Consider the following 23,982-nt stretch of genomic DNA (forward strand, 5'->3'; position numbering starts at 1 on the left):
GCGCGGCACGCCCCCGAACGGTATCGGGGCGATGACCCAAGTCCGGCCGCTCGCACGCCTGTTCAGGCCAGGGACAGCGCCGCTTCGCGAAGCGCCGTGACCAGGAAGTCGAGGTCGCCCTCCGTGGAGATGAGGGGCGGCGCGATGACCAGGCCTTCCGTCTTCGGTTCACCTGCCCCGGTGAACGGGTACAGGAAGACGCCGTTGTCCTCGACCGCCCGCATAAGCGGCCACAGGCTGCCCTCGGTGACCTCCACGCCGTACAGGAACCCGCGGCCGCGCACGTCGCGGATCGGGCCGATGCCGTTCAGCTTCCGCAGGCCCTCGCTCAGGTACTCGCCGCGCCTCGCCAGGGCGGAGAGATCCATCGCCTCCAGGTCGTCCTGGAAGTCCGGCATGGGGCGGGTCGACGTCAGCAGCCGGGGGCGGTCCTTCTCGTAGTCCACGTGCTCCCCTTCCTGGGGTGTGTGCGGTGCGGGGCCGCACACCGGGCGGTGCGCGGCCCCTGGGGTGGCGGTCAGTTCCTGACCGTCGCCTCTTCCCGGTCGCGGTCGGCGAGCAGGGCCTTGAGCCGGGACAGCGCCTCGATCGCACCGGCCCGTACGACGACGTCGCCTTCCCGGGCTCCCTCGATCGGGTAGGACTTCCACTCGCCGTTCTCCATCAGCCCCTCGGGGTCGACGAAGAAGACCTTCATGCCCCGCTCGCGGGCGCGGGCCTGGACGGCGCGGCGGTCGGCGTGCAGGCCGACGACGAGGAGCGCGTTCGCCTGCTTCTCGAAGGGAACGGGCGGGATCTTCTGGTCGTAGCGGCGCACGAAGCACTCATCGAGCCCGGCCCGCGCCGCGAGGAGGTCGAAGTTGTGCTGGATGACGGGGCCGACCAGGTGGCCGGCGTCGTGCAGCTCTTTCAGGATGTGGTGCGCGTCGGTCGGCTGCGCCTCGAACGCGATCTTGAACATGGAAGTGAGCTGTTCGGCCTTTGCGGTCGGGGCGGTCAGCATCTCCTCGATGAGGGTGTCGTCCTGCGGCCGCATGGTGAACCGGTGCGACTGCGTGAGCGTGTTGTCCTTCCGCTCGGTGACCCGGTACACCTCGTGGAGGTAGTGCAGCGGCGGGACCCCGGCCTCGATCGAGCTGCCGCAGCCGATCTCGACCATGAACGGCATGTGGTCCAGCAGGCCCGACAGGTCGTCCGCGATCTCCGGCTCGCCGCGCTGCTCCTTGACCCGCATTCCGCCCGCCAGGACGTTCCACGGGAGCTGCCGGATGGACTTCGGGACCTCGAACTCGTCGGTGATCAGGCGGATGTCGACCGATCGGAAGCCGGCCGGGGTGTCGCGGTCGGCGCGCTCGTCCTGGGGGTGGTGGTCGTACTCGGTGATGGTGGCCCGCAGGTCACCCTTCGCCCAGGTGCCGTTGTCCTTCTTGCGCCAGCGGCCCCGGCCGAGCCACGCGTCCACCTGCGTCAGGTACGCCTCGATTTCGCCGGCCGGGGCGAGCACCGAGTGGTAGAGGTACAGGTCCTTCAGCACCAGACGCGGCACCGGGTAGGTGTAGTCCAGGTCGTACACGTACCGGTAGTGCACGATGCGGCGGCGGCCGTTCTCGTCCTGGGTCCAGCCGGACTGTTCGGCGTTGGCCGGCTCCTGCGTCCGGCGCCAGATGCCTTCCTCGACCGCGCGGGGCCGCTCGTGGGCGGTACCGGAAAAGTGCCGGTTCCAGGTGTCCACCTGGTCGGCAGTCAACTGCTCGATCACGGGGTACGGAAAGAGCATGTTCGCCCTCCTCGGGGTGTGTGAATGGCGCGGGCCCCGGCAAAAGCGCGGCTGCTGCGCAAGGGCACCTGTCGTGCCTGCGGCTGTTTGACCGCGTTCTGGCCGGAAGTGCAGCCCGCCCCTCTCCTGCGTCGTGCGGGTGTGATGTGACCTTGCAGCAGGCTGGGGCGGGAGGTGGTGCCCGGGTGACCGCACGGGACGGGTCGACCGTGTGGCCACCGGAATCGTGGAGCCGAGGCGCGGGGCTACTTCGCCGCCGGCAGGAAGTGCCCCGCCCCGGCTGGACTGCGGGGGAGGGCCGGTCAGGCGGGCACGTTGTTCTCGGCCTCGGCCTCGGCCTCGGCCTCGGCCTCGGCCTTGAGGCAGGCCGCGGTGTACTCGCCGTCAAGGACGGTGATGAACCGGCGGGTGGTCTCGTTCTGGGTCTCCCGGGACCGGAAGTCGCGGGTCACCGCCCAGAAGTCCCGGACGGCCTTGCGCTCCATGAGGCTGCGGGCCTGCACGTGCAGCTCGGGCAGGGTGATCTGACCCAGCGAGAAGCGGAGCTGGGTGAGGCTGATCTGCTGGTTGACCTTCACCATCTGGCCGCACTGCTCGGGGCTGAGGCCGTTCCTGGTCCAGATCGCCCACTGCTCGGGGTCGTTCGCGATGACGTTGAGCAGCGTCTGGTGCATCTTGGCCGTACCGAGTTCGAGGCGCTGCCCGTGGTGGAGGGCGGCGAGCTCTTCCACCTCCTGGTGGTGCCGCTCGGCGCGCTCGGCCGTCTCGCGGTGGCGGCGTCCGGCGTCCAGGATGCCGAAGGCCACCGTTCCGGCGGTGATGAGGATGGCGGTGGAGATCTTCAAGGGCTTGTCCTTCGTGGAATCGGTGCGGGGCACCCGCGTTGCGTGGGCGCCGCCGGGCGTGCGTGAGGCGAGACCGGCTGGGTCGAGGGCTCCCGACCTGTAGTCCCCGCAGGGAGACGACAGGGGGTGAGGCCGGGAGCCGGTTCGTGTCAGCCCCAGGGGCCGCGGAGGACGAGGACCGTGCTGGAGCTGTCGGAGGTGAGGTCGTAGCGGTCGTGTTCACGCCAGCCGGTGGCGAGGGCGCGGATCTGTTCCTCCGGCATGCCGAGATTCCCGCCGGGCGTCTTCTCGGTGACCGCGGTGACGACGTGCAGGACGCCGTCCCTGTGCAGCCATCGGCGGACGTCCGCGATGAACCGAGGGAGCTCAAGGAACTGGAGGACGTGGCGGCAGGACACCACGTCGACGCTGCCGGTGTGGAGGTGAGGGGGGATCGGGTCGGCGTCGAAGTCGTGGACCTCGAAGTGGAGCTTGCCGCCGTGCTCGCGGTGGAACTCGTGGGCGCGGTTGATCGCGACGGGGGAACAGTCGTAGCCGGTGACGTTGAGGCCGATCTGCGCCATCTGGCAGGCCCATTCACCAAGTCCGGTACCGACGTCGATGGCACGCTGCCCGAGCGCGGCGCCGGCGCGTTCCTGGAGGAGAAGTCGCTCCTCGCGGGGGATCGGCTGGTAGATCGTGTCGTGGGGCTCGTAGATGCTGTCCCAGAAGGCGGCGGACCTGTGCTGGAGAGGGGCGAGGTTCACGAGGTGGCCTCCTGTCCGTCGTTGTCGGGACCGATGCTGGGGCCGCAGCGGCGGCGAAGGCGGGCAGGGTCGAAGCGCCGCTCGAAGGTGTCGCCCAGCCGCGCGCCGAAGAGGTTCACGTCGGCCGGCGGCTGGGGTTCGGGGACCATCGCACGCAGGGCCTGGCCGGGGTCACGCTGTTCAAGCGTCATGGGTGTCCTCACGGAGTCCGGAATTCGTAGAGGTAGAACCAGGTGAAGGCGCCGGCGACGGTCACCACCAGGAGGACCTGGGCGGCGATCTGCCGCCAGCCCACCCCGCGGTCGTCCAGCCAGCGCGCAGGTGTCCTTCAAGTCGACGGCTCCGGAATGAGGAGCGAGGTGAAACAGCGGCGCTCGGCGACGAGGTTCAGCGCGTTCGTGTATGACCTGGAGTCCATGCTGATGTGGTGGTACGTCGGGACCAGCACGCCCTGCGCGGACCCGCTGCTCAGGATCGTCAGCAGCTCGTTCCACGCCTCGCTCATGGCGGGCTCAATCCCGCCGGCGTCGTCGTGGATCGCACTGTGCACCGTCCAGCCGCGGCCGGCGGCCTTGGCGCGCAGCCGCTGGAAGTGCTCGGTGGGGTTCTCTCCCGGAAGGGTCTTCACGTACAGGACCACCCGCGCCCCCGAGCTGCGAACGACGGCGCTCGCGTTCAGGTCCTCGCGTAACTGTTGCAGTCGCTTCCCCAGCAGCCCTGTGCTGGTGGGGCTCTGGCTCGTCGTCATGATCTGCCTCGGCAAGGTCGGGGGAGGGGGGCCGTCGTCACCTCTGGTACGGCGTGGACCTGAGGTGACTGCACGGCCAGCTGAAATTTCCGCCTGGCTGGTCACCGCTCGTTGCGACTGTTGCGGTTCCCGTGGCAGAACTACCGTCCTCCATGCGACAGTTCACGTACAACCCCAAGTGAAGTTTTCATTCGTGTCGGCATATGCCGCCGCCTGCGAGATCCTCTTTGCAAGGAGGACTCGCGGTGGGACACTCTGGACACGCCCTGAGATTCGCTGCACCGTCGGCCAATCGCCCGGACTCTCGCTGAAGTTCGGGGGACTCTCGACTGGCAGCGGCGCACTGCGGGCAGAATCAAGCGGACTCGCAAGAGGAGGCGAACACGTGGCGGCCCCGACCGGACCCACCATCCGACGCATGCAGCTCGGCATGGAGCTGGAGCGCCTGCGAAAGAAGGCCGGCTTCACCAACCTCAAGGACGCGGCCCACGGGCTCGGGATCTCCGACTCTCAGCTCTACCGAGTCGAGAAGGGCACCTCGGCCTTCCGGCGCGTTGCCGACCTCGTCACTCTCCTGGAGCGCTACGGCGTGACGGACGAGGAAGACGTCGAGTTCCTCGTCGGAATCCACAGGGACAGCCTGAACCGCGGGTGGTGGTCCACGTACGCGCGCACACTGCCGTCCGGCATGGCCATGTACGTAGGCCTGGAGGACGGCGCCCGCACCATAAGGGCCTGGCAGCCGGACGTCGTCTTCGGCCTCCTCCAGACCGAGAACTACGCGCGCGCCGTCTTCCAGTCCAGCAAGCTGATCGAGGAGAAGACGACCGAGTTCGTGGAGCGTGGGGTCGCCCTGCGGATGGAGCGTAAGGACATCCTCACCCGCGAGAACCCCGTCGAGATCCGCGCCATCCTATGCGAGGCGACCCTTCGCCGGCGCATGGGCAGCCAGGAAGTGATGCGCGGTCAGATTAACCACTTGATCGACCTGGCTGCCCTTGACAACGTGACCATCCAGGTCCTCCCGCTGAACATGCAGACGTATCGGTCGAACTTCGACTTCACGCTCATGGATTTCGGGGAGAACCTGCCGACCGTCGTTCAGATGGACATGCCTGACGGCGCTTCCAACCTCAGCGACAAGGACACTGAGGTCTGGGCATTCTCCCGCAGGTTCGATGCCCTGCGGGACGGCGCGCTCCCAGTCGGGAGTACGCCGGACTTCCTGCACCAACTAGTACGAGAGATCTGAAACATGTCCCTCAACAAGTCCCTGGACCTGGCGCCCGCTGACGCCTGGGTCGCCTCGTCCTACAGCGGCAACGGAAACAACTGCGTGGAGGTCGCGGACCTCGCGCAGCGCGGCACCATCGGCACCCGCGACTCGAAGCAGGAGAACGGTCCGGCCTTCGAGAGCTCGCCGGCCGCCTGGTCGACGTTCGTGACCGGCGTCGCGGCAGGCAGCTTCTCCGCCTGAACGAGCTCATAGCCGAGCGGCCCGGCTTCCCCCACGGCGGATGAGGGGGAGGCCGGGCCGCTTCGTGCATCTGTACCCATTGGGGTCCACGAGCCTACCCACAGGACATCAGTTCGTCAGGTGGCAGCGGGTGAACTCCTAGGCCCCCTGGTAGCAGGCCGTTGCCGCCCTGGAGGACCGCCTGCGGCTCGTCGTCGACAGCGACTTCTGACGACGACGAGCCGGCCGTCAGCCGCGCTCGGTGGGTGGTGCCACGATGATGCGGAGCGGCGGACGTCAGGACTCCACGGAGGCGTGATCGCCGGGGGACGGCTCGAAGACGGCGACCTTCTCGAAGACGTCCTTCTTCGCGTTCTTGACCGGCCGCACGTACACCTCCCGAGGGATGCGTGAGCCCTTGACCCACCGGCCGGCCTCCTCGAGCTCCTCGTCGGTGGCCCCGGCCTCGGCGAGGTCCGTGGCTGCGCCCGCGCGAAGACCGTGCGAGCTGATGGGGCGGCCGTCGCCGACGAGTCCGGCCTTGGCGAACCAGTACTTCACCCGCTCGTTGATGGTCTGCGGGCGCAGGTGCTCGCCGCGCTCGGTGGCGGTCCTCTCCCGGGTTTCAGTGCTGGCCGGCTCGCCGTTCTTGAGGAGGTGCCGGAAGACGGGACCTGTCGTGACGCCGAAGCCAGCAAGGTGCTGCAGCCAGCGGCGCATACGGGGCACAAGCTGGATGTCCGGCCGGTCCCTGAGGACGAGGGTCTGGGGCTCGCCCTTGTGGGTTTTGTCCTCGGCGAGCCAGACGAGAACGCGGTCGTCCAGGATCGTCAGGTCCTCGATCAGGAGATCGACGTCCTCAACGCTGCGGGAGAGCATCCGGTACCCGAGGGCGAAGATGGCCGCGTCGCGGATGCCGATGGCCCGCCCGCTGGCCTCGGCCTTCTGGATCATAGGGATGACATACGGCAAGGTGAGCGGGAACGCCTGCTTGACCTTCAGCGCCCGCTTGTTCTCCTTCCGATAGAGCGCCAAGAGCTGCAGGTACTCGCTGCTGTCGGGCTTCTTCCCCACCGGCATCGCGGTTCGGATGAGCGACATGTAGTTCTTGATCGTCGAAACCTGAAGACCCTTCGCCATCAGATGCCGCGAGTACTCGGTGAACGTGGCGGTGGTACACGGCACCGGCACACGGCCTGTCGCCTCGCCCTCCTCTCCGTCCTGCTCGTCGCGCTGCTCCGCGCACCACTCCCTGAACGCCTTCATCGGGCCCGTCTCAGCCGGGTCCGACTTCTTCAGCAGGGCGGATGTCTCCGGGCTGACGCGCAGGTCCAGCTCGGTGTACCGGGGTCCGTCAGCCGTGGTCGGCAGAGCCTGGCCCGGGTGCAGGATGGTGTGCTGATCGACGACGATCCGCGGCGCGGGCTCCTGGACGACCGCCAGGGCCTCGCCCTCGTCCTCGACGAGCTCCGCGTCGAGGACCTCCTCGTCGAAGGTGTCGTGGTTCACTGCTGGGTCCCTGCTCTGGCGCGCGCCTGCTCGTACCGCCGGCGCGCGGCGATGAACTCCTCGTCGGTGCCGCCGCGGTCGGGGTGCGCTGCGGCCATCGCCGCCTTCAGCGCGCCGAGATCCGGGGCGGCTGCCGTCTCTAGCACGGGCTCGTTGAGGTAGACGCGGATGTCCGGCTCCCACCAGCCGGCGGACTTCCGCCAGACCTCGCCGTCCCGCTCGAGGACGGCCCGGTCGACGAACCGCTCCTGGAGCCGGCCGAACTCTCGCGGCAGGTAGTAGACACGCCGCGGGGTCTTCTTCGTGATCCGGAAGCGGATGACGCGGGTGGGGATCCAGTCGTTGCCGAACTCGTGCCCGGCCTCGATGCCGTAGAGGTACTCGATCGGCGCAGGTGCGGCGCTCACCGCAGCTTCTCCCAGTCGAACCATGGCCGGATGCCCTGGGCGGCCATCCGGCGGGCGCCGAGCTGCCAGAAGTCAGGCTCGAGGGTCAGGCGGCCGTTCTCCCAGCGCCATTCGTACTCGCGGCCGAACAGCGCCACGATCCTGCCGTGATCACGGTGTCGGGTCATCGGTCCCTCCATCTCCAGCAGTCGGGGGTGCAGTCCTTCGGCCAGTGCCACTCCGCCGGAACTTCGGAGAGGAGGACGGGCAGGTCGCGGCTGTAGTGAGCCCCGCCCCTGTGGAGAGTGGCAGCCTCAACGGACTGCCAGAAGTGTTCACCGCCATGTCCATCGTCCGCCGAGCAGCCAGCAGGAATGGTCTTGGTGCAGTAAGTCCCGGGGGCGGGGCCAGGAACGAAACAGGGCATAGTTCCGTCGGAGATGGGCACTGCGGCAGGGTGCTCGCCATGTGTCTTCCACCTCGAGGCCAACTCCTCCAAGGCCTCCAAGCGCATGTCCGCCACGGCGATGTCTCCACAGCGAATAGCTTCTAGGGCCTGATGAAAAAGCTGCTGGGCCTCGCGACGCCCCTTGCGGTAGACGTGTACGGCGTCGCTCTCCTGCACGGGGGAGGCGGCTTGCAGATCGTCTTCCAGTCGGTCACGAATGAAGTAGAACCAGGTGCGCGCAGTGGCCTGGTCGATGGCGTCGATCATCGGTCTCTCCACTGCAAACAGTCAGGGGTGCAGTCCTCCGGGCGGTGGTAGGGCGTGGGCTGCCCGGACAGGAGGAGGCCGGCGTCGAAGTGCACCCCCTGCTCGCGGAGTTCAGTGACCTTGGGGTCCTGGAACCAGTGGCCGCCGCCGTGTCCTTCGGATGGTGTCCAGCCGGGGTTGATCATCTTCGTGCAGGGGTGCCCGGTCTCCGGGGAGGTGATAGGGCAGGGGAGGGTGCCGTCGGAGATCGGCTCGGGGAAATCCGGGTGCTGCCGCCAGTCGTTGGCGATGTTCTTGAGCCCCCACCACGCCTGCTCGATCTCGTAGTCGTCCCCGGCGTCCCACTCGGCGAGGAACCGCCGGTGCGCCTTCTGGGCCTCGCCGTACCGCTCCCGGTACGTGGCCATGGGCCCGTCGTCCTGCCCCGGGTACGCCGCGCGCAAGTCGTCCTCGAGCCGGTCGCGGATGAACTCGTACCAGGCGAGGGCGGATTGTTCGGTGTAGAGCGGGTGGGTGGCGGTGGGGCTCATCGGCTGCCGGCCTGGGACGTGGTCTCTCCGCCCTTGCGCATGGCGCCCAGCAGCATCTCCAGTTGCGTGACCGTCATGTTGCTGTCCTCGGCAGGATCCTGGGTGGCGAGCGTGCTGATCAGGTGCAGGATGAAGCCGAAGTTCGGGTCGCTCTTGACGTAGAGGAGCACCTTGCGCGAGCCGTCGAGGGGGAGACTGGGCGGCAGGTGACCGATGCCGTTCTCCGCCAGCTTCTGCTCGATACGCTCGACGACACGGACGCCCGCTCTCTGGGAGCTGGCAAGTCGCACCAGTTCCGCGACGTCCCACGCCGTGAACCCGCCCTGGAACCTGAGCATCTCCGCCAGGCTGGCCCACTCGTCTGCCGGCTTCCCGTTCTCAACGGTACTCATCGAAGCGCTCACGACGAGATCACCACCGTCTCGCCTGTATGCACGTAGGTGACTCCGCACGCGAAGCAGATCAGGCGGTCTCGTTTCTTGTCGCTGGCGACTCGCCCCTTGAAGAGGGTCAGCTCTTCGCAGTCCTTGCACTGGCCAAGGTCGCCGGGGTAGCGGATGTTCAGTACGTAGTCGACAGCTGCGGCAGCGGGCTCTCCGTACTCGTACAGGCAGAACCGACAGGTGATGACCTTCTCGCCCACGACCAGCGCCCACTGGCTGCACTCGATGCATCGAACTGTTCGATGCATCAGCGGCTTCAATACCCCGGAGAGCTGGTTCATGCGGTCCCGGACCAGTCGCTTGATGCGTTGCAGCCGTGCCCGCAGCTCGGCCATCGTCAGGGTGACGTCCGGCTCGTTCTTGAGGTGGGTGTTGATGAAGTCCAACAGAAAGCTGAGCACCGCTGCCGCCTGCGCCTCGACGCCGTGAGCGCTCTCTACGTGGCCGAAGTGGGTGAGACCGTTCCGGGTTCGCTGGAGCGTGTGGATGGCCTGCTTGCCGTCCTCGGAGATCTTGAGGGAGGCAACGCCCTCGAGTCGCTTCACCGCGTCAGCGATCGTGCAGCTGGCGAAGGAACCGTTGCTGTACGCCTGCAGCGTCGCCTTCCCGGGGTCCGCGAAGACGAGGCTCCAGTGCTCCTTGACGAGGCGTACTTTCAGGAGGACCTCGGTAGCGGCGTGCAGGTGCAGCACGGCGTACTTCAAGTCGTAAGCGTTGGGCGGCTTTCGTCCTTCAAGGTGCCGAACGGCACTGTCGAGGTAGTCGAGGCCGTTGCTGACGGGGGTGAACTCGACGTCGGGCCGGTAGTCCGCCCGGGGGGTGGGGATGCTCTGCTCGCTCACAGGGTGCCGCCTTGGTGATGGGGTCGTGCGTGGAGCGTACCGCTGATTACCGACAACAATTGCAGTTATTGTCGACTACCCGTAAGTAACTACTCGATGAGGTGCGCCCGGTGCTCCGGTCACGGTTCGCCGCCCCATGTCCGGATCTCAGTCGCTTCAGTCGCTCCCTCCGGTATATTCACCCGAGACTCAGGTGAGTCCCGGGTCATTTCTCCGAGAGGGGTTCTGCGGTGCGCTTCGTTCTGGAGACAAGCGACGACGACAACGAGCTGAACACGGCCCTGCTCGAGGCCGCCTGCCGGCCCGGGACCACCGTGCTGGTCGGCGACGACACGTGGACGCCCGAGCGCGCCGACCGATTCGTCCGCGAAGTCAAGGGACGCGGCCGACAGCTCCTCCGCGCAGTCGCCGAAGGCGGCGGCTGGCTGGACGGCGAGAAGTACCGGCAGAAGTACGGCGAGAACGCCCTGCTGGGCCCCACCTCCTCCATCACCAAGACCGTCACGAAGGGGATCAAGGAGAAGTGGCTCCCCGAGGGGGCGGTCCTGCCGCTCACCTCCACCTACGACGGCCGCTCCTCCTGGAGCAAGACCGACGGCTACCGATTGCCCCCGCACCTCGCCGTGATCTTCCGCAACGCCTTCGCCCGGGTGTACCCAGCCCGGCGCGGCAACCCGCAGGCAGTCATCAAGCACCTCGTCGAGCTGTACGAGGAGATGGGCCACTCCACCCGCGACGCCCGCGAGTTCACGCAGGAGTTTCTGGAGCAGCACGCCGACGACCTCGCAGCGTGGCTGGAGGACCAGCAGGCACCCGCCGGCGGATAGGCGTCAGCTACTCGCCCTCTTCCTCGCGATGGATGTGGACGTACCGCCCGGTGGGCCGGTCGAGCTGCAGAACCGGTGGCTCTCCGGGCGGACCGACCTCAAGGCCCGCCAGGATCCAGTCGTCGTCCTCCAAGGAGTCGCATGGACGCGGCCCGAGGCTCTGGGGAATCGATCCGGCGAGCGGTGTATCGTCAGCCAAGTCCGCTAGCGCGCGCCGCAGTTGGCCCACGGTCCACACGTTGACCACGTGGTGGTACCCCTCCGAGCTGATGGGCTGCACGCGACCTTCTCCTCTTCCTCCACCACACCTCGGCCTCACGCTACGGACACCGTCTACACCGCACGACACAACCGCAAAAATGCACCCCAACGGGTGAAGCGCGACCTTACGGCGCCCCATGTGGCGCCCTGCTGGCGGAGAGCACCGCCGGCACACCGAACCGAGGAGCACCCCTGTGTCCCGTCGTACCACTGTGACCATCCTGCTTCCGCAGCCCGACCCCGAGCCGACGTACCCCGAGTACGAGGAACTGCGCCGCGCGGCCCGCGCGAAGGACGGCGGCCCGATCAGCGGCCGCACCATCGCCACCATGGAGGACGTGGTCGCCCGGCGCGGGGCGGACTGGTGCACCGCCGTCCTCGGCCGCTCCTTCCCCGGCCTGGGCCGGGTGCCGTCCCGGGACGGCTGGATGCTGATCCTCGCCGACGAGCGCGGGCTCGATCCGGCGCTCCCTGACCGTATCGTCCAGGAGCGTCGGGCCGCAGAGGCGCTGCGTGAAGAGCGCGCGGCCGCGGCCGCCGCGCGGCGGGAGCAGGAGAACCGCCGCTGGGCGCTGATCACCGCGGCGGCGCCCGCCGCCTTCGCCGTGCGGGAGAACACGCGGCACAGCGGCGTACGGGGGCCTCTGGGGCACGTGACGGCCGCGGTCGACCTGGTCTCCGGCCGGTCCCGGCAGCACAAGGCCGGAATGGGGCTGTGCGAGAGGCCCGGGCGGACGAACCCGCTGCACCTGGGCGAGCCGCTCGAGGGGACGCCGCCCACGTGCGTGCGGTGCATCGAGTACGCGGGCCAGGTGCGCACCCTCGACGCCCCGGCGCCGCCCACCCCCGCGGAGGCCGCCCTGCTGCTCCTGATCCGGGACGGCGTGGTCTTCACGATGAGCCCGGGCCGCGGACAGCCGACGGTCCGGGACACCAGCACCCGCAGCCACGACGTGGCCTGGGGCCAGTTGGGGCGGAAGGTCGACGGCGCGGCGCGGAAGCTGGAGGCGAAGGGCTGGACGCGGATCGAAGACGACTGGACCTCGACTCCGCTTGGCGGCACCGGCCGCCGCTGGCGTCTCACCGACGCCGGCTCCGCCGCCCTGGAGGGCTGACCGGCGTGGTCGCCAGGATGACCGCGAAGCAGTTCCTCCAGCTGCAGGAGCGCCGCCGTGGAGGCGCGGCGGCGCCCGCGGCCGCGGCCAAGAAGCCCCGGAAGAAGCCGGCGAACCCGGGCCCGCCGTCCACCCCGCCGCCGCCCGACGTCGCGCCGCTGCTCGCCGGACTATCCGGGCCCGGGCGGCACTGGGTGCTGCTCATGCCGTACGTCGAGGAGATGCTGACCAGCAACCAGCGCCTGCACCACATGGCCGCCCACCGGATCCGCAGCCGCCTCCGGGAGGACGCCGCCGGCGTCGCTGTCGCTCGGCGCCTGCCGCGCCTCGAGCGGGCCGCCGTCTTCTACGTGCTGCACCCGCGGCCCCTGTCCCGGCGGCGGGACCCGGGGAACTGGGCGCCGACCGCGAAGGCGTACGTCGACGGCCTGGTCACCGACGGCGGCCTGCTGCCCGACGACAACCACGAGTTCCTGGTGGGCCCCATCCCCGTCATGGGGCCCCCGGTCACCACCGGCGCCGCCCGGATGAGCCTCGTCGTCGCCGAAATCCCACCGCTCTGACCTGGGCAGACGCAGAAAGCGTCACAGAAATCGGCCGTTCGACGTACAGGTACATGAGGGCTGGCCCGTCCTCGACCACTGCACCAGGAGATGCCCCTCCATGAGCACTGCACCGACCATGCCCACCCCGCGCGCCTTCGACCACGAGCGCATGCTCGATCTGGTCCGCTCCTCGTACGCGCGCAGCGGTACCCACCTCGACACCGATCTCATCGACCTGCAGCTCCTCGGGACGGCCGACAAGGCCGCGTGCTCCCTGCTGCGCGACCAGTGGATCGACGGCTTCCCCGTCGCCGGATACACCGAGCTCCTGACCACGATCGCCTCGCTCCGGGCGCTCCTCGGCTTCACACCCACGCCCACGGCCGTAGACGTCAGCACCTGGGCACTCAACGTCCGCGACGCGTCCGCCGTCGCCTCCGGTGACGACCGGGACTTCCACATCGCCGTCTTCGCCGAAGGCCCCCACCGAGGCGTGCAGATGGTGCTGTGGGGCCCGCGCGCGCCCCAGGCCCCCGGCGCCCTGCCCGGCCCCGTTCTGTCGCTCGAGCTGGCGACCGAGTGGGGGGACTCCACGGACATGCAGTTCGGCACCGCCTACTACCGGCGGGCCAAGAGGCCCAACCCCTTCACCGGTCAGTGGGAGTACCAGCTCGACCGCGACCACCCGTTCCCCGCCGCCGGCGCCCGGCCGTGCTTCCTGCGCACCCCCCACGAGGACGGCACCTGATGCTGCTCCTCTCCGCCGCCGCCCCGGGCCCGGCCGCCGACGCCGCCCACGATGCCGCGCACGCGACCGCGGCCCGCTTCCAGCAGGGCGCCTACTCGGTGGCCTGCTCCACCTGCCACGTCCCGGCCGGCGAGCTCTGCCTCGCCCGCCGCACCGTGCACGGCGCCCGCCGGGCCCTGTACCGAGCCAACACCCCGAAGCCGACCCGCCTGATCCCCTTCCTCCTCAGGAGCGCCTGATGACCCCGCAGCCCGCCACCACCCTGTCCTGCGATCCGACGTGGGGCGAGGACGAATGAGCGCACTCGCCGTCGAAGCGCCCCTCACACCCGACTGGGCCGGCCGGCTGATCGTCCGCGCCGCGGGGCGCCCCCTGCTGCACCTCGCGGTACAAGGCGTCGCCGCCCCGGCGATGCCGGTGTTCACCGTCCCTCTGGAGTGCATCCCGGACGACGAGCGGGCGCCGGGCGTCCGCCCATGGACGGGGCCCGTCACCGAGTCCGACCTCTGCCCGGGATGCCTCCGTGCGCTGCGCGGCGAGCCGGAACCCCCGCGGCCCCGCCCCATCCCGCCTGCCGTCGCCGAGGAACTCCCCGCGCCGGCACCAGACCGTGCCGACCGGCACCTCTGGGCGGTCCCGGACCGGCCGGTCTACACCGCCGCGCCCCTGCCGACCGAACACCGCGGGCACCCGATCACCTGGTCGCCGTGGAAGACCGCCCCGGTCCTCTCCCACTACGACCCCTCGTGCACCTGGTGCGGAGACCCGGGCCCCGGCGAGATGGCCGGCGGCCGCCAGAACAGCCCGCTCCGCCGGTTCCTCGCGTACCGGTGCACGGCCTGCCAGGAGATGACCGCCTACGAGCAGGCCGGAACCGACCTGCAGACGATCGCCCATCACAAGTCCCGCGCCCCCAAGGGCAGCAACAAGCCGAAGGAGCCGCGATGACCTCCCTCGCACCGGACCGCAGCACGCACGCCCTGGAGGACCGCGTTGCCCTCATCGCGTGCGGCGAACGGCCCGGCAAGACCCAGGCCTGCGCGCGTTGCCGCCGGAAGGGCGAGATGCTGCTGAACATCGCCTCCACCGGCGCCACGGATGCCCTCGCCGCGGCCATCTGCGGGACCGGGAAACCGCCGTCCTGCGGCGACTGCGCGGCCAAGGCCCGGCAGATCGTGCGCGTATACGGCGAGGAAGGACCCCGGTGACCCGGCACCCGGTCGGAAGCGGGGAGATCTCCGCCGCGGGCCTGGACGCGCTCCTCGGCGGCGAGATGCCGCCCCGGCTGCCGCTCGAGGGCTGGCGCACCGTCACCGTGCACTGCCAGGTCGACGCGATCGGACCGTCCGACCAGCACCCCGACCTGACGAAAATCACGCTGTCGATCCCCCCCCGGCCACCGCCGCGGCGAGCACCGCCTGCGCAGTGTGCAACGACACCCGCCTCGACCCGGCCCCCCGGACCCTGGACGCCGGGCTCGTTCCCTGCCGAAAGTGCGGCGGATGCACGGCGACGAATGTCCACGCCCTGTGGGGTCTGATCCGCTGCTCTCTTCCTGCCGGGCACTACGACGGCGACCAACGCCCCGACCCTGACGACGTGGACGATGCCGGAGGCTGGCACCAGTCTGCCTCTGACCATGTCGGGGGGCGGTGGGTCTGGAACGACGGGACCATCGGCGCTACGCCGCACGGCGCCCAGCCCACGGGAACTCTGTAGGGAAAGGACGCTCGCCGTGTCGTAGAGCCGTGCGATGATCCCGCGTCATGGGGAGAGACCTGTGGGGGAAGACGGCCGGCGCTCTGGTCCTGGCCGTGGTCGTGTCGACCGTGGCCGGGTGCGGAGGGGGGAGCGAGGCGGACTCCGGGAAGCCGGCCGCCGCGACGACCGAGAAGGCGGCGAGCGTGCAGGACGCGGCCGCGGCAGTGCGGGCCGCCGTCGAGACGTTCGACACGAGCGGCGGGTGTCTGGAGCCGGCACCGGGGACGTGCTGGGATCAGATGCAGGCCGTCATGGCGCCCGCCCGTGAGCTGAGGGCCGCGGCGAACGCGGACACGGAGACGGGGCCGGAGTTCTGGTCGGAGGCGTACGCGCTGATCGACTCCATGGAGCGGGGCGTCGCCGTAGGCCGAGACCTCGGAGCGACGGACCCGAACACGAACCGGCCCGACGTCCTCGGATCCGCGCACAAGCTGGTCGACTGGCTCACGGCCCACCCCATCACCTAGCCAGGCCCTACAGGGTGCTGGGGACCGGGACGGGCATCTCGCCGAGGTAGCCGAGACGTACGTCGACGTTCCCCTCGGCCTGCCTCTGACGCCCGACGTGCGCCTTGTCGGTGGCCCACCCGCTCTTCGTCTTGCACTGCTCGCCGTCGGTGGCGCCGCACTTCTCGCACGTCAGCGTCAGAACCTCCCGGGCCACCGCGGCGTCCCGTTCTCGGCGGCGCCGGGCGGAGGCGGCCTTGGACTCCCAACCGATGCCGAGGCCGGCCATCGCCTCCGGGTACGTCGTGGTCTCGCCGCCGGGGCGCTTGCCGTCCTGCGCGAGCTTGAGCAGCTGCCAGACGGTCGGCACGATCGCCGGGCCGCCGAAGCCCGGCCGGTCGGTGCCGCGCGCGGCCACGCCCCACGGATTCGGGTCTCCTTCTCGGTTATCTCGGGTTGAGAAACGGCGTCAGGCATGTTGTCAAGTGCCCTCCGGACGTACATGCCTGCCGGATATCGTGGGGTCATTCAGGCAAGTTGGGCACGTTTGTGATGTGCGAGGAGTCGGGCCATGGCGGAATGGACGCCCATCGGCGGGACGCTGGTGAGTAGCGCGAAGGGCCGTTCGTGGCGCGAGGAGGCGGCGTGCTGGTTGCTCGCCGAGTCCGGCTCCGGAGAGAGCCACTGGCCGGACCGACTCCAGGAGGCGGGACTGCTCTCCTGGGAGACCCAGGAGAGCGAGGACTGGGACTTGGTCTTCGTCCGCTGGTCGGCCCTGGCTCAGACCCTGGCTCGCAAGGACCACGATCCGGCCGATGGACTGTATGGCACCGGCGCAGAGTGGTGCGTCCTGCGGTTCGCCTGCTCCCTGATGACGGGCAAGGGCGGGAACTGGGGAACCGACCTGCCGCGTCTGGACGGCTCGAATCAGCGGATCGTGCTCGGTGCGCTGGCCTGGGCCGCAGGCGGTGAGGCGGCCGCCCACCCCTACATGCTCCCCAAGCGGCCGGAGCCCGAGCCGGTCCCGCCGACTCCCCTGCACATCGTGGACTGAACGCTCACTTCCGAACGCGCGTGCAGGAAGTGATTCGACCGAAACGCTTTCCCAGGACGTGCCAAGTCGCACTTGCCTCACATGCCTGCACTGTCGATCAGTGGTCTGACCTGGGCGAAGAGGCCTCGCCCCCTAGATAACGCCCGTGGTGGTCGTACGGGCTGCGGGGATGCTGAGGCGGACGACGGCGTCGACCTCGGCGGTGAGCCGGGCGCGGGCCCGGGTGAGCTTCTCCTCGGCCGCGCGCTTGGCGGACTGGGTGCGGGCCAGGGCCTCCTTCTGGCGCTGCTCCCGCTCGGTGAGGGTCCGCAGCACCTCCTCGTAGTGCGCCGTCTGCGCCGCCGCGATCTCGGCGCCAGGGCGCTGCGGGCTCTTGTGGCCGGCCCGGGGGCCCTTCCTCCGCTTCTGCTGCTCTCGCGCGAAGTCGACGAGCTCGGCGGCGACGACCCACTTGGTCCTCTTGTGCAGCGACCCGGTGAGCAGGACGAGCGCGGGGAAGTTCGCGTGCCGGTTCTGCCAGTTCGAGATCGCCTGCTTGGTGACGCCGACGAGCCGGGCGCCGTCGGCCAGGGTGACGAGTTCGCCGTGGCGGCCCTGGTACTCGGGCCGGAGCCAGACCACGCCGTCGGCGCAGTCGGCCGGGGAGCCGGGAGGATCGGGGTCCTGGTACATCTGCGGGTCTCCTTGTGGTGGGCCCGGGGCCGGTGGCTGCCGGGGGGGGCTTCGCCGCCCCCCGGGCCCCCGCTCCCCCGGCACCGACCGGCGCGGTCAGCGCTCCCGTGGTGCGGGTGCGTGCGCGCCAGACGGCACCGGGGCCGTGGCCTGCGACCTGGGCAAGTTCTAAATTTCCGACCGGAAATGAGGCGGTCTCAGTCCGGGTCGGGGGCGGTGTTGCCGGTGTCGAGCTGGAGGTAGGCGCGCTGTCCGCCGTCGTACTCCCGGGCGCTGGTCGTGAGGAACTCGGCGGCCAGGACGTCGAGGACGGCCCGGACGGTCGCCTCGTCGCCGCAGATCCGCACGTCCGCGATCCCGGGCAGGTATGTGCGCTCAGTCCGCTCGCGGCGGGCACGGGCGGCCATCAGACGAAGCTCACGCGGCCGACGACCGCCAGGAGCTTGCCCTCGTCGGCCGTGTCCTGGAGCGCCGCCGGCTCGCTCGGGCCGACGACCAGGACGTGCTGGGCGCGGTCGAGGAGGTCCCACCACGCGTCGGGCATGCTGACGGTCTCCGAGGCCCGCCACAGCTCGATGTCGTCCCGGCCGTCGGCGTCGACGTGCACCAGGCCCTGCAGGGACCGGTCGGCGATCCGGGCGCGCAGCCGCCAGCGCGGGTCCATGTCCGGCATCCCGTGCAGGCCCCAGTGCTCCCAGTCCGTACGGCGCTCAAGGTCCTCGATCCCGGCGTCCTCGGTCTCCGGGTACAGGGTGAGCATCGGGAAGTCCTGACCGTCTGGGGTGTTCGTCGCACCCACGTACACCCCGTAGTTCGGCTGCAGGTGGTACAGGTCGACGTCGTCGCCCAGGTCGAGGTCGTCGAGCGTGAAGACCTTCACCCCGGCCTCGCGGAAAGCGTCCATGGGGTCGGTCGGCCGCTGGCGCGGCGGCGCGTCGTGGACGACCTTGACCGTCTCGGTGATCCGGGCCGGGTCGGCGTTGACCATCGCCCAGTGGTCGAGGGTGTCCTCCAGGAGGTCGGAGGCGTCCGCGTCGTCCATCTCCTCCACGGCGGCCAGCGCCGCGGCGGCCGCCGCCGGGTCCGTCTTCCCGGCTCGGGCCAGCGGCGCCCACTCCCTGGTGGTGGCGGAGGCGATGAAGCCGGGCGTGGGCAGGGCGCCGTAGATCGCCGCGGCGAGCGCGACCAGGGTCGGGCGCTGTTCGGTGCGGAGTTTCCTCGCGAGCGTCTTCTGGCAGGGCCTGCACTGCGCGTGGCAGGCGGCCACCAGGCGGGCGGCGAGTTCGGTGTCGAGTTCCCGGCCGGAGTGGTGCGGCAGGTCCTCGAGGACCGCCATGTCCGGCAGCGGGGTGTGCTCGTGCCTGGCGCCGGCGGCCGCCGACGCGTAGGCGGCTCCGGTACGGCGCGAACGGGCCTTCGCGCGCTGCTTCTGTCCGTGCTTCTTGACCACGTGTCTCTCCTCGGTGGCGTGCAGCGGTTACCCATGACCCGATGCACGCGCGGAGAACGTAGTGGTGGCGCGACATACGGAAGAAGGCGCCGAAAACGGCGACCTGGCACTTCATCGCACTGATGCGCTGGGACTCCAAGGTCCTGGCACCTTCGCCTCAAATGCTCCCAGTCATGGGCCGAAGCTGGCTTGGGCCTGTACGTGGCCGTGCAGCAACAGAGTACCGGTTGCTGCACGGTGGAACCGTAGGATCCGGCCATGAACACCCGCACGCGATACATCGGCGGCCCCTTCGACGGGGGAGCGAACCCGGACGACTTCATCGACGAGATCGAGATGCGCACCCCGGCCGGCTGCGGCCGCTATGTCCGAGAGGAGGACGAGAGCGGCCGCCCCGTCTACCGCTGGGAGCCGGAGGTAACCGCGGGAGGGCCTGCGACCCGCGCTTGAAGTGCTTCTGCCGCGAGGTCCAGTTCGGCGCGGAGCCGAGGTACGAGGGCGAGCGCGGCCTTGATCTGTTCGGGTGTGGCTTTCGGGTCTGCCTGCACGGCGGCGAACGCCTCCAGCGCGGTCATGGGCTCCAGCTGCTCCCGCCAGGCTGCCGAGCCCTGCGAGCTGACGTAGCGGGCCGTCAGCGCCTCGATGGGGGACAGCTCGGCGCCGGACCGCCGCAGGAACTCGGCGAGGCCGCGCTCGCGGACCAGTCGGACGATGGTGTACTCGCTGGCCCAGTTCGTCCCATGGCCGTCGTTGGCCTCAGTGACGATCGCCTCGACAAGAAGACGTTCGCGGTCGTCGCCCGGCCGCGGGTGCGGCACGAGCCGCAGGGCCTCCCGGACGGTCATCTCGCTGATGTAGACGGTGCCGTACCGGTCCTTCTCCAAGGTCCCTGACCGCAGCAGGCGGACCGCGCCCAGGGCGAAGGCCGCCGAGGAGAACCGGCGCTCGTACCGCAGCCCTTCGACGGCCTCCGGCTGCTCCTTTCGGGCAGCCCGCTTGATCTGTTCGACCGTAGGCCCGTCCACCCAGCAGAACGTCCACTCGCGGGTCCGGTCGTCGTACTGCGGCTCGATCTGCTCGTGCCGACCCTCCAGCCCGTACTTCACGCTGAGTGTGTAGGCCAGCCGCCGAAGCTTGCCCGCCCGGTCCCGAACCGGCCTCGTGCTCATACCGTCGTCTCCTTCGGCTGACTGAGGCGCCGCTCAACCGACGCGATGAGTCCGTGCATGCCGGTCTGCGCCGCCTTCTCGCGCGCGGTCTCCCGCATCCGGACAGCCTGCTCCGCGATCTCCGCTGCGTCCTGCCCGGCGATCTCCATGGCCCGAGCCAGGTTGTCGAGTGCCTCCGCGGCGTTACAGGCCCGGTAGGCGACGGCGGCCTCGGCCGGAGCGCGAACGTCTTCGTAGGCTGCGGTGACGCCGAACCGGTCGGTGATCTCCTTGAAGGAGGTGCGCCACAGGTCCTTGAGGCAGCGCTGGGCTTCCAGCCACACGGCCGCCTCCGCGTCCTCCCGGGGGGCCCGGAGCCGCTGCCGCCGTTCCTCCTCGGCCCGCTCCTGGCAGGCCCCGCCCATCTGGCGGCTGATCTCGTTGTTGATGGCGTCGTGCCACACCATGGCGTCCGGGTGCTGGCTGTAGACCAGCGCGTTCGCCAGACGGCTGAGGCCGATCCCGCGCCGTCGGTTGCCCTCGTCGCTGTTGATGTACTCGGTGTTCAACGGCATGAACTACTTCCTTTCGCTCGCGGCGTCGGTGAGCGGGCCGTAGTGGAAGGCGAGCTGCTGCCACGGCAACGGCTCGCCGGCGCGCGCCTCGTGCCGGCCCGGGTGGAAGTCGACCATCCGCCACAGGCCCTGATTCGGGCCCGTCCTAAGGCGGCGCCACCGGTCGAGGTCGCCGTCGAGAACTTCGGCAGGACCGTCGTCGCCCGGGTCGGTCTGGTCGACCGGAGACCAGTGCGCCCGCTCAGGGTGCACCCGCTGGCGCTCCTCGAACGCGGCGATCTGAGCCATGAAGTCGACGCCCCCGGCTGGGGCCGCGCGGACGCGGTCCAGGCCGTACGCGTCTGCCAGGGTAGTCAGCTGGGTCATACCGACACCCTAGAGGGGTACGGATCCTTCCCAAATGCCCTATCCGAAGCCTCGCTCGTCACGGCGCCAGCTCGCGGGCGCCCTAGGCGGTGCCTTCAAGGGCCTGCCGCTCGGCGAGGAGGGTACGGCGCATCGTCTCCCAGCGGGTCGGCACCAGATCCTCCTCGGCATCGCCAGCAGCGTCCTGCCGGATCTGCACAGCGTCGGCGACCTTCTTGTACCACTTGCTGATGCCTCGCTTGTCGATGGGGACGCCCGTGTTCGGGTGCCACGTGGACAGCCACAGATGCCGGGGAACACCTCCCTGCAGGTGCGCGATCAGCGCCGGGCGCCGCGTGAGCCAGTCGGCGAGCCGACGCCCGGTCTGCGCGCTCAGGGCGGCGGTCTCCGGCTCGGGCATCTTCCCCCGCAGGCCGCCCTGTGGCTGCCGGACGAGGGTGATCGCGCGCGGGATGCGGTTCTCGAGGGTCAGGTCGTCGACGAGCATCGACTCGAGCTCACCCTGGCGCGGGAGGACGTCCTTCATCACGCCCCACATGGCCAGCCCGCGGACGAGGAGATCGGGCCGGTCCGCCTCCGGCCATTTCGAGGCCTCCTCCTCCAGGTGGTCGGTGATGAGGTCGGCCATGCGCGGGGAGACGGTGGGGCGCAGCCCCCAGGGGGGAAGGTCGGGCGCCTCGAAGGGGATCCTGGCCTGGCTGGCGAACCGCTCCAGGCAGGCGATCCGGATCCGTTCCGAGGTGTCGTAGCTGCTGGGGTCGGTGGCCACTATCGGCGCCGTGCGCAGGTAGCCGCCGCGGCCGTAGAGCAGGTAGGCGTGGACGGCCTCCGGGGAGAGAAGGTCGGCGAGGGAGTCGCCGGCGGTCTCGGTGAGGCCGAGAGGGACCGCGAGGGCGAGCTCGCCGGCGACCCATTCGAGCTGCTGCATCCGCGACTTGCTGACGACGTCCGGCGCGGTGCGGTGAACCTTCCGGAAGACGTCCAGGACCCGCTCGAGCTCGCGCAGCGCGGGCGGCGGGTCGGCGACGACGGTGAGCGCGACCGCGGGCGTCGGGTGCACGCCCCGGTCGCTGGGGTGGTGGGCGGTCAAGCTCATGAGACAGAGTTTGCACGCTCGGGCGGCCGCCCACCCACTTCCCGGTGAAGAACGACGGCGGCCTACGAGCGGCGGGCCGAAAGTCCGGCCATCGAAACGACCTGCGGCGCCGTCGTCGCCGGGCCGCCTAGTTGAGCAGGCCGCGGCGGCGCGGCGGGTTGATCGGCTCCGGCTCGTACACGGCGAGCAGGGCGGCGTCCGCGCGGTCGGGGGACTTCATGCCGCGCTGCTTCATGGCCCGCTTGGACTCGACGACGCTGTAGCCGGCGGAGTTGGAGCCCAGGCGGGGGGTGGAGAGCTGAATGCCGGTCTGCCGGTCGACGCGAAGCCGGAGGCGCCCGGTGCCGGTGGAGGGGTCGGGCTGGAGCAGGCCGCGGGTGGCCAGCCACATCTCGTCGCGCTTCCGGTAGGGCCGCATGACCGCGCCAGGGTCGTCCTGGGTGGGTGACTCGGACACCATGACGCCGACGATCTGGGCCTGGTGCCGGCCGGTCTCCGCCCACCGCTTCAGCATGGACGTCACGCCGTGCCCGATGCCGTTCTGGTCGACCTTGACACGTACCACGTGCGGGGAGCCCAGCGCGTCAGCGAGGCGCTGCGCCGCGGCGATCTCCTCGAGGACCTTCTCCGCGAGGAGGACCTGGTCGTCGTTGATGGTGCCGGAGGAGCAGTACCGGGTCTCGATGACGTCGCCGACGATCCGGGAGATCACGAACTCGTCGCCGCCGTCGGCCGCAACGTCGACGCCGAGACGAACCCAGGAGCCGTCCTTCACGGTGTGGATGCCGGTCTCTCCCTCGAGGCCGAGGTCGCACAGGCGGCGCCAGCCCGGGCCGGTCGGATCGTCGGCCTGCTGCGCCGCTTCGACCCAGGTGACGGGGATCGTGAGGCCGCCGCCGCCCTTGGGGAACTTGGCGTGGACCTTCGCGATGACGTACGGGTGGTCGGGTCCGTACTCGCGGATCGTGCGGTCCACCCATTCCTGGTCGGGGAGGTGGATGGCGAGGGAGTGCCGGGGGACGCCGGCGGGGCAGTCGTTGCAGTAGGGGACGCGCTCGCCGGTGACGGCGGGGGAGGCGAACGTCGCGATGGGGATGGTGATGGTGCCGGGCTCTTCGGGGTCGTCGCCTTCCTCACACAGGCCCTCGAACCAGGAGCGGGGGTCGTCCATGGCGGGGTTGCCGATGGCGAGCATCCGGGCGTCGCCGGTCAGGAGGTTGTTCGTGCCGTTGCCGATGGTGCGGGCGATGCCGCCGGCCTCGTCGACGACGATGAGAAGCTTGGGGGTGCCGTGGATGCCCTGCATCGCGGCTTCGTCGTTCTCGGGCGCGGTGAACCCGTACGCAACGATGACGTCGTTGCCCCACTGATCAGGGATTTTCCACTGGGTGGTGTCACAGTAGCCGGGAAGCCCTGCGCGGGCGACGGTCTTGCGGATATGCGGCCACAGCTGGTTGCGGACCTGCCGGAACCGGGTCGCGGTGGTGACGATGACCATGGTCCCGGGCGCGTTCACGGACCCGGCCCAGGCGACCAGGCGCCCGGCGATCCAGGTCTTGCCGACACCGAAGCCGGCGGGGACAGCGGTCCGCTTGTGGAAGGGGACGGCGTCGACGATCTCCCGCTGCCTGCTCCAGATCGACTCTCCGAGGACGTCCTCGATGAAGCCGGACGGGGTGTCGGCCCACAGGCCGTACATGGAGCCGGTGGCCCGTTCGACCTCCCGCATGACGTACGGCCGCTCGCGCGTGCTGAGCTGGTGCTTGAACGCGTTCCGGCGGGCGGCGGCGGGGGCCCGCAGCAGGATGTCGGCGACGTTCGCGGCGTCGCGGGAGACGACGCCCGGCTTCCGGGCGTTCTGCAGCTCGCGCCGCCCGGGTGCCACGCGGGGGCTGCGGGGCGGTGGCTGCGTGCGGGACAT

Annotated in this window: 35 protein-coding genes; 12 read left to right on the plus strand and 23 right to left on the minus strand. The window is 70.1% G+C overall.

The genetic code is table 11. The features are described from left to right. Nucleotides 1-62: 62 nt before the first annotated feature. From HHL19_RS35505 to HHL19_RS35530, 6 genes are all read right to left on the minus strand, one after another. The gene (locus HHL19_RS35505) at nt 63-446 is read right to left on the minus strand and encodes a hypothetical protein (protein WP_169094538.1); all 384 of its coding nucleotides are present in this window, start codon (nt 444-446) and stop codon (nt 63-65) included. A 71-nt stretch (nt 447-517) separates the two neighbouring features. Further along, nucleotides 518-1,777, minus strand: a complete 1,260-nt coding sequence (locus HHL19_RS35510; protein ID WP_169094539.1) for a hypothetical protein — start codon at nt 1,775-1,777, stop codon at nt 518-520. A 302-nt stretch (nt 1,778-2,079) separates the two neighbouring features. After that, entirely contained in the window at nt 2,080-2,622 is a 543-nt protein-coding gene (locus HHL19_RS35515) for a DUF6082 family protein (RefSeq protein WP_169094540.1), read from the minus strand. Nucleotides 2,623-2,771: 149 nt separating this feature from the next. After that, nucleotides 2,772-3,368, minus strand: a complete 597-nt coding sequence (locus tag HHL19_RS38345) for a class I SAM-dependent methyltransferase (RefSeq protein WP_169094541.1) — start codon at nt 3,366-3,368, stop codon at nt 2,772-2,774. Continuing rightward, nucleotides 3,365-3,559, minus strand: coding sequence for a hypothetical protein (locus HHL19_RS35525; RefSeq protein ID WP_169094542.1), 195 nt, complete (start codon nt 3,557-3,559; stop codon nt 3,365-3,367). The genes HHL19_RS38345 and HHL19_RS35525 overlap by 4 nt, the downstream gene beginning before the upstream one ends. 137 nt (nt 3,560-3,696) lie before the next feature. Further along, a complete protein-coding gene (locus HHL19_RS35530) occupies nt 3,697-4,116 on the minus strand; it encodes a hypothetical protein (RefSeq protein WP_169094543.1) in 420 nt (139 codons plus the stop codon). Nucleotides 4,117-4,534: 418 nt separating this feature from the next. On the opposite strand from HHL19_RS35530, the gene HHL19_RS35535 reads away from it, so the two are divergent. Both HHL19_RS35535 and HHL19_RS35540 read left to right on the plus strand, forming a co-directional pair. Then, entirely contained in the window at nt 4,535-5,368 is an 834-nt protein-coding gene (locus tag HHL19_RS35535) for a helix-turn-helix transcriptional regulator (RefSeq protein WP_206325883.1), read from the plus strand. 3 nt (nt 5,369-5,371) lie between these two features. Further along, nucleotides 5,372-5,593 carry a DUF397 domain-containing protein gene (locus HHL19_RS35540; RefSeq protein ID WP_169094545.1) on the plus strand — a complete coding sequence of 74 codons (222 nt, stop codon included), beginning with the start codon at nt 5,372-5,374 and terminating at the stop codon, nt 5,591-5,593. A gap of 276 nt (nt 5,594-5,869) precedes the next feature. Here HHL19_RS35540 and HHL19_RS38640 read toward each other — a convergent pair whose 3' ends face one another. Genes HHL19_RS38640 through HHL19_RS35575 form a run of 7 tightly spaced genes read right to left on the minus strand, consistent with a single transcriptional unit; the run spans nt 5,870 to nt 9,997 of the window. Beyond that, nucleotides 5,870-7,081 carry a tyrosine-type recombinase/integrase gene (locus tag HHL19_RS38640; protein ID WP_169094546.1) on the minus strand — a complete coding sequence of 404 codons (1,212 nt, stop codon included), beginning with the start codon at nt 7,079-7,081 and terminating at the stop codon, nt 5,870-5,872. Beyond that, complete coding sequence (locus HHL19_RS35550) at nt 7,078-7,488, minus strand: hypothetical protein (protein WP_169094547.1); 411 nt, start codon at nt 7,486-7,488, stop codon at nt 7,078-7,080. The genes HHL19_RS38640 and HHL19_RS35550 overlap by 4 nt, the downstream gene beginning before the upstream one ends. Then, the gene (locus HHL19_RS35555; RefSeq protein WP_169094548.1) at nt 7,485-7,655 is read right to left on the minus strand and encodes a hypothetical protein; all 171 of its coding nucleotides are present in this window, start codon (nt 7,653-7,655) and stop codon (nt 7,485-7,487) included. The genes HHL19_RS35550 and HHL19_RS35555 overlap by 4 nt, the downstream gene beginning before the upstream one ends. Then, entirely contained in the window at nt 7,652-8,182 is a 531-nt protein-coding gene (locus tag HHL19_RS35560; RefSeq protein WP_169094549.1) for a hypothetical protein, read from the minus strand. Before HHL19_RS35560 ends, HHL19_RS35555 begins: the two co-directional genes overlap by 4 nt. Continuing rightward, the gene (locus tag HHL19_RS35565) at nt 8,179-8,712 is read right to left on the minus strand and encodes a hypothetical protein (RefSeq protein WP_169094550.1); all 534 of its coding nucleotides are present in this window, start codon (nt 8,710-8,712) and stop codon (nt 8,179-8,181) included. The genes HHL19_RS35560 and HHL19_RS35565 overlap by 4 nt, the downstream gene beginning before the upstream one ends. Next, a complete protein-coding gene (locus tag HHL19_RS35570) occupies nt 8,709-9,104 on the minus strand; it encodes a hypothetical protein (protein ID WP_169094551.1) in 396 nt (131 codons plus the stop codon). The genes HHL19_RS35565 and HHL19_RS35570 overlap by 4 nt, the downstream gene beginning before the upstream one ends. A gap of 8 nt (nt 9,105-9,112) precedes the next feature. Further along, on the minus strand, nt 9,113-9,997 hold the full coding sequence (locus tag HHL19_RS35575) for a hypothetical protein (protein WP_169094552.1): 885 nt from the start codon (nt 9,995-9,997) through the stop codon (nt 9,113-9,115). Nucleotides 9,998-10,227: 230 nt separating this feature from the next. Between HHL19_RS35575 and HHL19_RS35580 the strand changes: the two genes are divergently transcribed. After that, on the plus strand, nt 10,228-10,824 hold the full coding sequence (locus HHL19_RS35580; RefSeq protein WP_169094553.1) for a hypothetical protein: 597 nt from the start codon (nt 10,228-10,230) through the stop codon (nt 10,822-10,824). Nucleotides 10,825-10,831: 7 nt separating this feature from the next. On the opposite strand, the gene HHL19_RS35585 is transcribed toward HHL19_RS35580, so the two are convergent. After that, on the minus strand, nt 10,832-11,104 hold the full coding sequence (locus tag HHL19_RS35585) for a DUF6225 family protein (RefSeq protein ID WP_169094554.1): 273 nt from the start codon (nt 11,102-11,104) through the stop codon (nt 10,832-10,834). A 175-nt stretch (nt 11,105-11,279) separates the two neighbouring features. On the opposite strand from HHL19_RS35585, the gene HHL19_RS35590 reads away from it, so the two are divergent. From HHL19_RS35590 to HHL19_RS35620, 7 genes are all read left to right on the plus strand, one after another. Continuing rightward, the gene (locus HHL19_RS35590) at nt 11,280-12,200 is read left to right on the plus strand and encodes a hypothetical protein (RefSeq protein ID WP_169094555.1); all 921 of its coding nucleotides are present in this window, start codon (nt 11,280-11,282) and stop codon (nt 12,198-12,200) included. 17 nt (nt 12,201-12,217) lie between these two features. Next, nucleotides 12,218-12,763 carry a hypothetical protein gene (locus HHL19_RS35595; protein ID WP_169094556.1) on the plus strand — a complete coding sequence of 182 codons (546 nt, stop codon included), beginning with the start codon at nt 12,218-12,220 and terminating at the stop codon, nt 12,761-12,763. A gap of 100 nt (nt 12,764-12,863) precedes the next feature. Continuing rightward, nucleotides 12,864-13,493: a hypothetical protein gene (locus HHL19_RS35600; RefSeq protein ID WP_169094557.1), complete on the plus strand. Its 630-nt coding sequence runs from the start codon at nt 12,864-12,866 to the stop codon at nt 13,491-13,493. Then, nucleotides 13,493-13,732 (plus strand): hypothetical protein, encoded by a 240-nt coding sequence (locus HHL19_RS35605; protein WP_169094558.1) that lies wholly within the window; start codon nt 13,493-13,495, stop codon nt 13,730-13,732. Before HHL19_RS35600 ends, HHL19_RS35605 begins: the two co-directional genes overlap by 1 nt. A 55-nt stretch (nt 13,733-13,787) precedes the next feature. Beyond that, nucleotides 13,788-14,441: a hypothetical protein gene (locus HHL19_RS35610; protein WP_169094559.1), complete on the plus strand. Its 654-nt coding sequence runs from the start codon at nt 13,788-13,790 to the stop codon at nt 14,439-14,441. Further along, nucleotides 14,438-14,701 carry a hypothetical protein gene (locus tag HHL19_RS35615; protein WP_169094560.1) on the plus strand — a complete coding sequence of 88 codons (264 nt, stop codon included), beginning with the start codon at nt 14,438-14,440 and terminating at the stop codon, nt 14,699-14,701. Before HHL19_RS35610 ends, HHL19_RS35615 begins: the two co-directional genes overlap by 4 nt. A 558-nt stretch (nt 14,702-15,259) precedes the next feature. Beyond that, a complete protein-coding gene (locus HHL19_RS35620) occupies nt 15,260-15,721 on the plus strand; it encodes a hypothetical protein (RefSeq protein ID WP_169094561.1) in 462 nt (153 codons plus the stop codon). Between the two features lie 7 nt (nt 15,722-15,728). Here HHL19_RS35620 and HHL19_RS35625 read toward each other — a convergent pair whose 3' ends face one another. Beyond that, nucleotides 15,729-16,118, minus strand: a complete 390-nt coding sequence (locus HHL19_RS35625) for a hypothetical protein (protein ID WP_206325882.1) — start codon at nt 16,116-16,118, stop codon at nt 15,729-15,731. Between the two features lie 153 nt (nt 16,119-16,271). Here HHL19_RS35625 and HHL19_RS35630 point away from each other — a divergent pair, with 153 nt between their 5' ends. Beyond that, nucleotides 16,272-16,754: a hypothetical protein gene (locus HHL19_RS35630; RefSeq protein WP_169094562.1), complete on the plus strand. Its 483-nt coding sequence runs from the start codon at nt 16,272-16,274 to the stop codon at nt 16,752-16,754. 132 nt (nt 16,755-16,886) lie between these two features. On the opposite strand, the gene HHL19_RS35635 is transcribed toward HHL19_RS35630, so the two are convergent. The 3 genes from HHL19_RS35635 to HHL19_RS35645 form a co-directional block, all read right to left on the minus strand. Next, nucleotides 16,887-17,426 carry a hypothetical protein gene (locus tag HHL19_RS35635; protein ID WP_169094563.1) on the minus strand — a complete coding sequence of 180 codons (540 nt, stop codon included), beginning with the start codon at nt 17,424-17,426 and terminating at the stop codon, nt 16,887-16,889. Between the two features lie 197 nt (nt 17,427-17,623). Continuing rightward, nucleotides 17,624-17,833, minus strand: a complete 210-nt coding sequence (locus HHL19_RS35640; RefSeq protein ID WP_169094564.1) for a hypothetical protein — start codon at nt 17,831-17,833, stop codon at nt 17,624-17,626. After that, on the minus strand, nt 17,833-18,876 hold the full coding sequence (locus HHL19_RS35645) for a hypothetical protein (protein WP_169094565.1): 1,044 nt from the start codon (nt 18,874-18,876) through the stop codon (nt 17,833-17,835). Before HHL19_RS35645 ends, HHL19_RS35640 begins: the two co-directional genes overlap by 1 nt. 258 nt (nt 18,877-19,134) lie before the next feature. On the opposite strand from HHL19_RS35645, the gene HHL19_RS35650 reads away from it, so the two are divergent. Beyond that, entirely contained in the window at nt 19,135-19,326 is a 192-nt protein-coding gene (locus HHL19_RS35650; protein ID WP_169094566.1) for a hypothetical protein, read from the plus strand. On the opposite strand, the gene HHL19_RS35655 is transcribed toward HHL19_RS35650, so the two are convergent. The 5 genes from HHL19_RS35655 to HHL19_RS35675 form a co-directional block, all read right to left on the minus strand. After that, nucleotides 19,275-20,045 (minus strand): hypothetical protein, encoded by a 771-nt coding sequence (locus HHL19_RS35655; RefSeq protein ID WP_169094567.1) that lies wholly within the window; start codon nt 20,043-20,045, stop codon nt 19,275-19,277. The two genes, HHL19_RS35650 and HHL19_RS35655, sit on opposite strands and share 52 nt — an antisense overlap. Then, nucleotides 20,042-20,599, minus strand: a complete 558-nt coding sequence (locus HHL19_RS35660) for a hypothetical protein (protein ID WP_169094568.1) — start codon at nt 20,597-20,599, stop codon at nt 20,042-20,044. Before HHL19_RS35660 ends, HHL19_RS35655 begins: the two co-directional genes overlap by 4 nt. Nucleotides 20,600-20,602: 3 nt before the next feature. Continuing rightward, nucleotides 20,603-20,965, minus strand: a complete 363-nt coding sequence (locus HHL19_RS35665) for a hypothetical protein (RefSeq protein WP_169094569.1) — start codon at nt 20,963-20,965, stop codon at nt 20,603-20,605. 82 nt (nt 20,966-21,047) lie between these two features. Next, the gene (locus HHL19_RS35670) at nt 21,048-22,061 is read right to left on the minus strand and encodes a hypothetical protein (RefSeq protein ID WP_169094570.1); all 1,014 of its coding nucleotides are present in this window, start codon (nt 22,059-22,061) and stop codon (nt 21,048-21,050) included. A 127-nt stretch (nt 22,062-22,188) separates the two neighbouring features. Further along, nucleotides 22,189-23,982, minus strand: a complete 1,794-nt coding sequence (locus tag HHL19_RS35675) for a hypothetical protein (RefSeq protein WP_169094571.1) — start codon at nt 23,980-23,982, stop codon at nt 22,189-22,191.

The organism is Streptomyces sp. R302 (genome assembly GCF_012927245.1).
Lineage (GTDB): Bacteria > Actinomycetota > Actinomycetes > Streptomycetales > Streptomycetaceae > Streptomyces.

Excerpts from the sequence above, each read along its gene's own strand:
- HHL19_RS35525 (WP_169094542.1), bottom strand. The coding sequence starts at position 3,559 with ATGACGCTTGAACAGCGTGACCCCGGCCAGGCCCTGCGTGCGATGGTC.
- HHL19_RS35640 (WP_169094564.1), bottom strand. The coding sequence starts at position 17,833 with ATGGCCGCCCGTGCCCGCCGCGAGCGGACTGAGCGCACATACCTGCCC.
- HHL19_RS35620 (WP_169094561.1), top strand. The coding sequence starts at position 15,260 with ATGGGGAGAGACCTGTGGGGGAAGACGGCCGGCGCTCTGGTCCTGGCC.
- HHL19_RS35650 (WP_169094566.1), top strand. The coding sequence starts at position 19,135 with ATGAACACCCGCACGCGATACATCGGCGGCCCCTTCGACGGGGGAGCG.
- HHL19_RS35665 (WP_169094569.1), bottom strand. The coding sequence starts at position 20,965 with ATGACCCAGCTGACTACCCTGGCAGACGCGTACGGCCTGGACCGCGTC.
- HHL19_RS35670 (WP_169094570.1), bottom strand. The coding sequence starts at position 22,061 with ATGAGCTTGACCGCCCACCACCCCAGCGACCGGGGCGTGCACCCGACG.
- HHL19_RS35560 (WP_169094549.1), bottom strand. The coding sequence starts at position 8,182 with ATGATCGACGCCATCGACCAGGCCACTGCGCGCACCTGGTTCTACTTC.
- HHL19_RS35630 (WP_169094562.1), top strand. The coding sequence starts at position 16,272 with ATGGCGGAATGGACGCCCATCGGCGGGACGCTGGTGAGTAGCGCGAAG.
- HHL19_RS35675 (WP_169094571.1), bottom strand. The coding sequence starts at position 23,982 with ATGTCCCGCACGCAGCCACCGCCCCGCAGCCCCCGCGTGGCACCCGGG.
- HHL19_RS35610 (WP_169094559.1), top strand. The coding sequence starts at position 13,788 with ATGAGCGCACTCGCCGTCGAAGCGCCCCTCACACCCGACTGGGCCGGC.
- HHL19_RS35595 (WP_169094556.1), top strand. The coding sequence starts at position 12,218 with ATGACCGCGAAGCAGTTCCTCCAGCTGCAGGAGCGCCGCCGTGGAGGC.
- HHL19_RS35530 (WP_169094543.1), bottom strand. The coding sequence starts at position 4,116 with ATGACGACGAGCCAGAGCCCCACCAGCACAGGGCTGCTGGGGAAGCGA.
- HHL19_RS35655 (WP_169094567.1), bottom strand. The coding sequence starts at position 20,045 with ATGAGCACGAGGCCGGTTCGGGACCGGGCGGGCAAGCTTCGGCGGCTG.
- HHL19_RS35555 (WP_169094548.1), bottom strand. The coding sequence starts at position 7,655 with ATGACCCGACACCGTGATCACGGCAGGATCGTGGCGCTGTTCGGCCGC.
- HHL19_RS35605 (WP_169094558.1), top strand. The coding sequence starts at position 13,493 with ATGCTGCTCCTCTCCGCCGCCGCCCCGGGCCCGGCCGCCGACGCCGCC.
- HHL19_RS35600 (WP_169094557.1), top strand. The coding sequence starts at position 12,864 with ATGAGCACTGCACCGACCATGCCCACCCCGCGCGCCTTCGACCACGAG.
- HHL19_RS35535 (WP_206325883.1), top strand. The coding sequence starts at position 4,535 with ATGCAGCTCGGCATGGAGCTGGAGCGCCTGCGAAAGAAGGCCGGCTTC.
- HHL19_RS35570 (WP_169094551.1), bottom strand. The coding sequence starts at position 9,104 with ATGAGTACCGTTGAGAACGGGAAGCCGGCAGACGAGTGGGCCAGCCTG.
- HHL19_RS35510 (WP_169094539.1), bottom strand. The coding sequence starts at position 1,777 with ATGCTCTTTCCGTACCCCGTGATCGAGCAGTTGACTGCCGACCAGGTG.
- HHL19_RS35540 (WP_169094545.1), top strand. The coding sequence starts at position 5,372 with ATGTCCCTCAACAAGTCCCTGGACCTGGCGCCCGCTGACGCCTGGGTC.
- HHL19_RS35660 (WP_169094568.1), bottom strand. The coding sequence starts at position 20,599 with ATGCCGTTGAACACCGAGTACATCAACAGCGACGAGGGCAACCGACGG.
- HHL19_RS35615 (WP_169094560.1), top strand. The coding sequence starts at position 14,438 with ATGACCTCCCTCGCACCGGACCGCAGCACGCACGCCCTGGAGGACCGC.
- HHL19_RS35565 (WP_169094550.1), bottom strand. The coding sequence starts at position 8,712 with ATGAGCCCCACCGCCACCCACCCGCTCTACACCGAACAATCCGCCCTC.
- HHL19_RS35635 (WP_169094563.1), bottom strand. The coding sequence starts at position 17,426 with ATGTACCAGGACCCCGATCCTCCCGGCTCCCCGGCCGACTGCGCCGAC.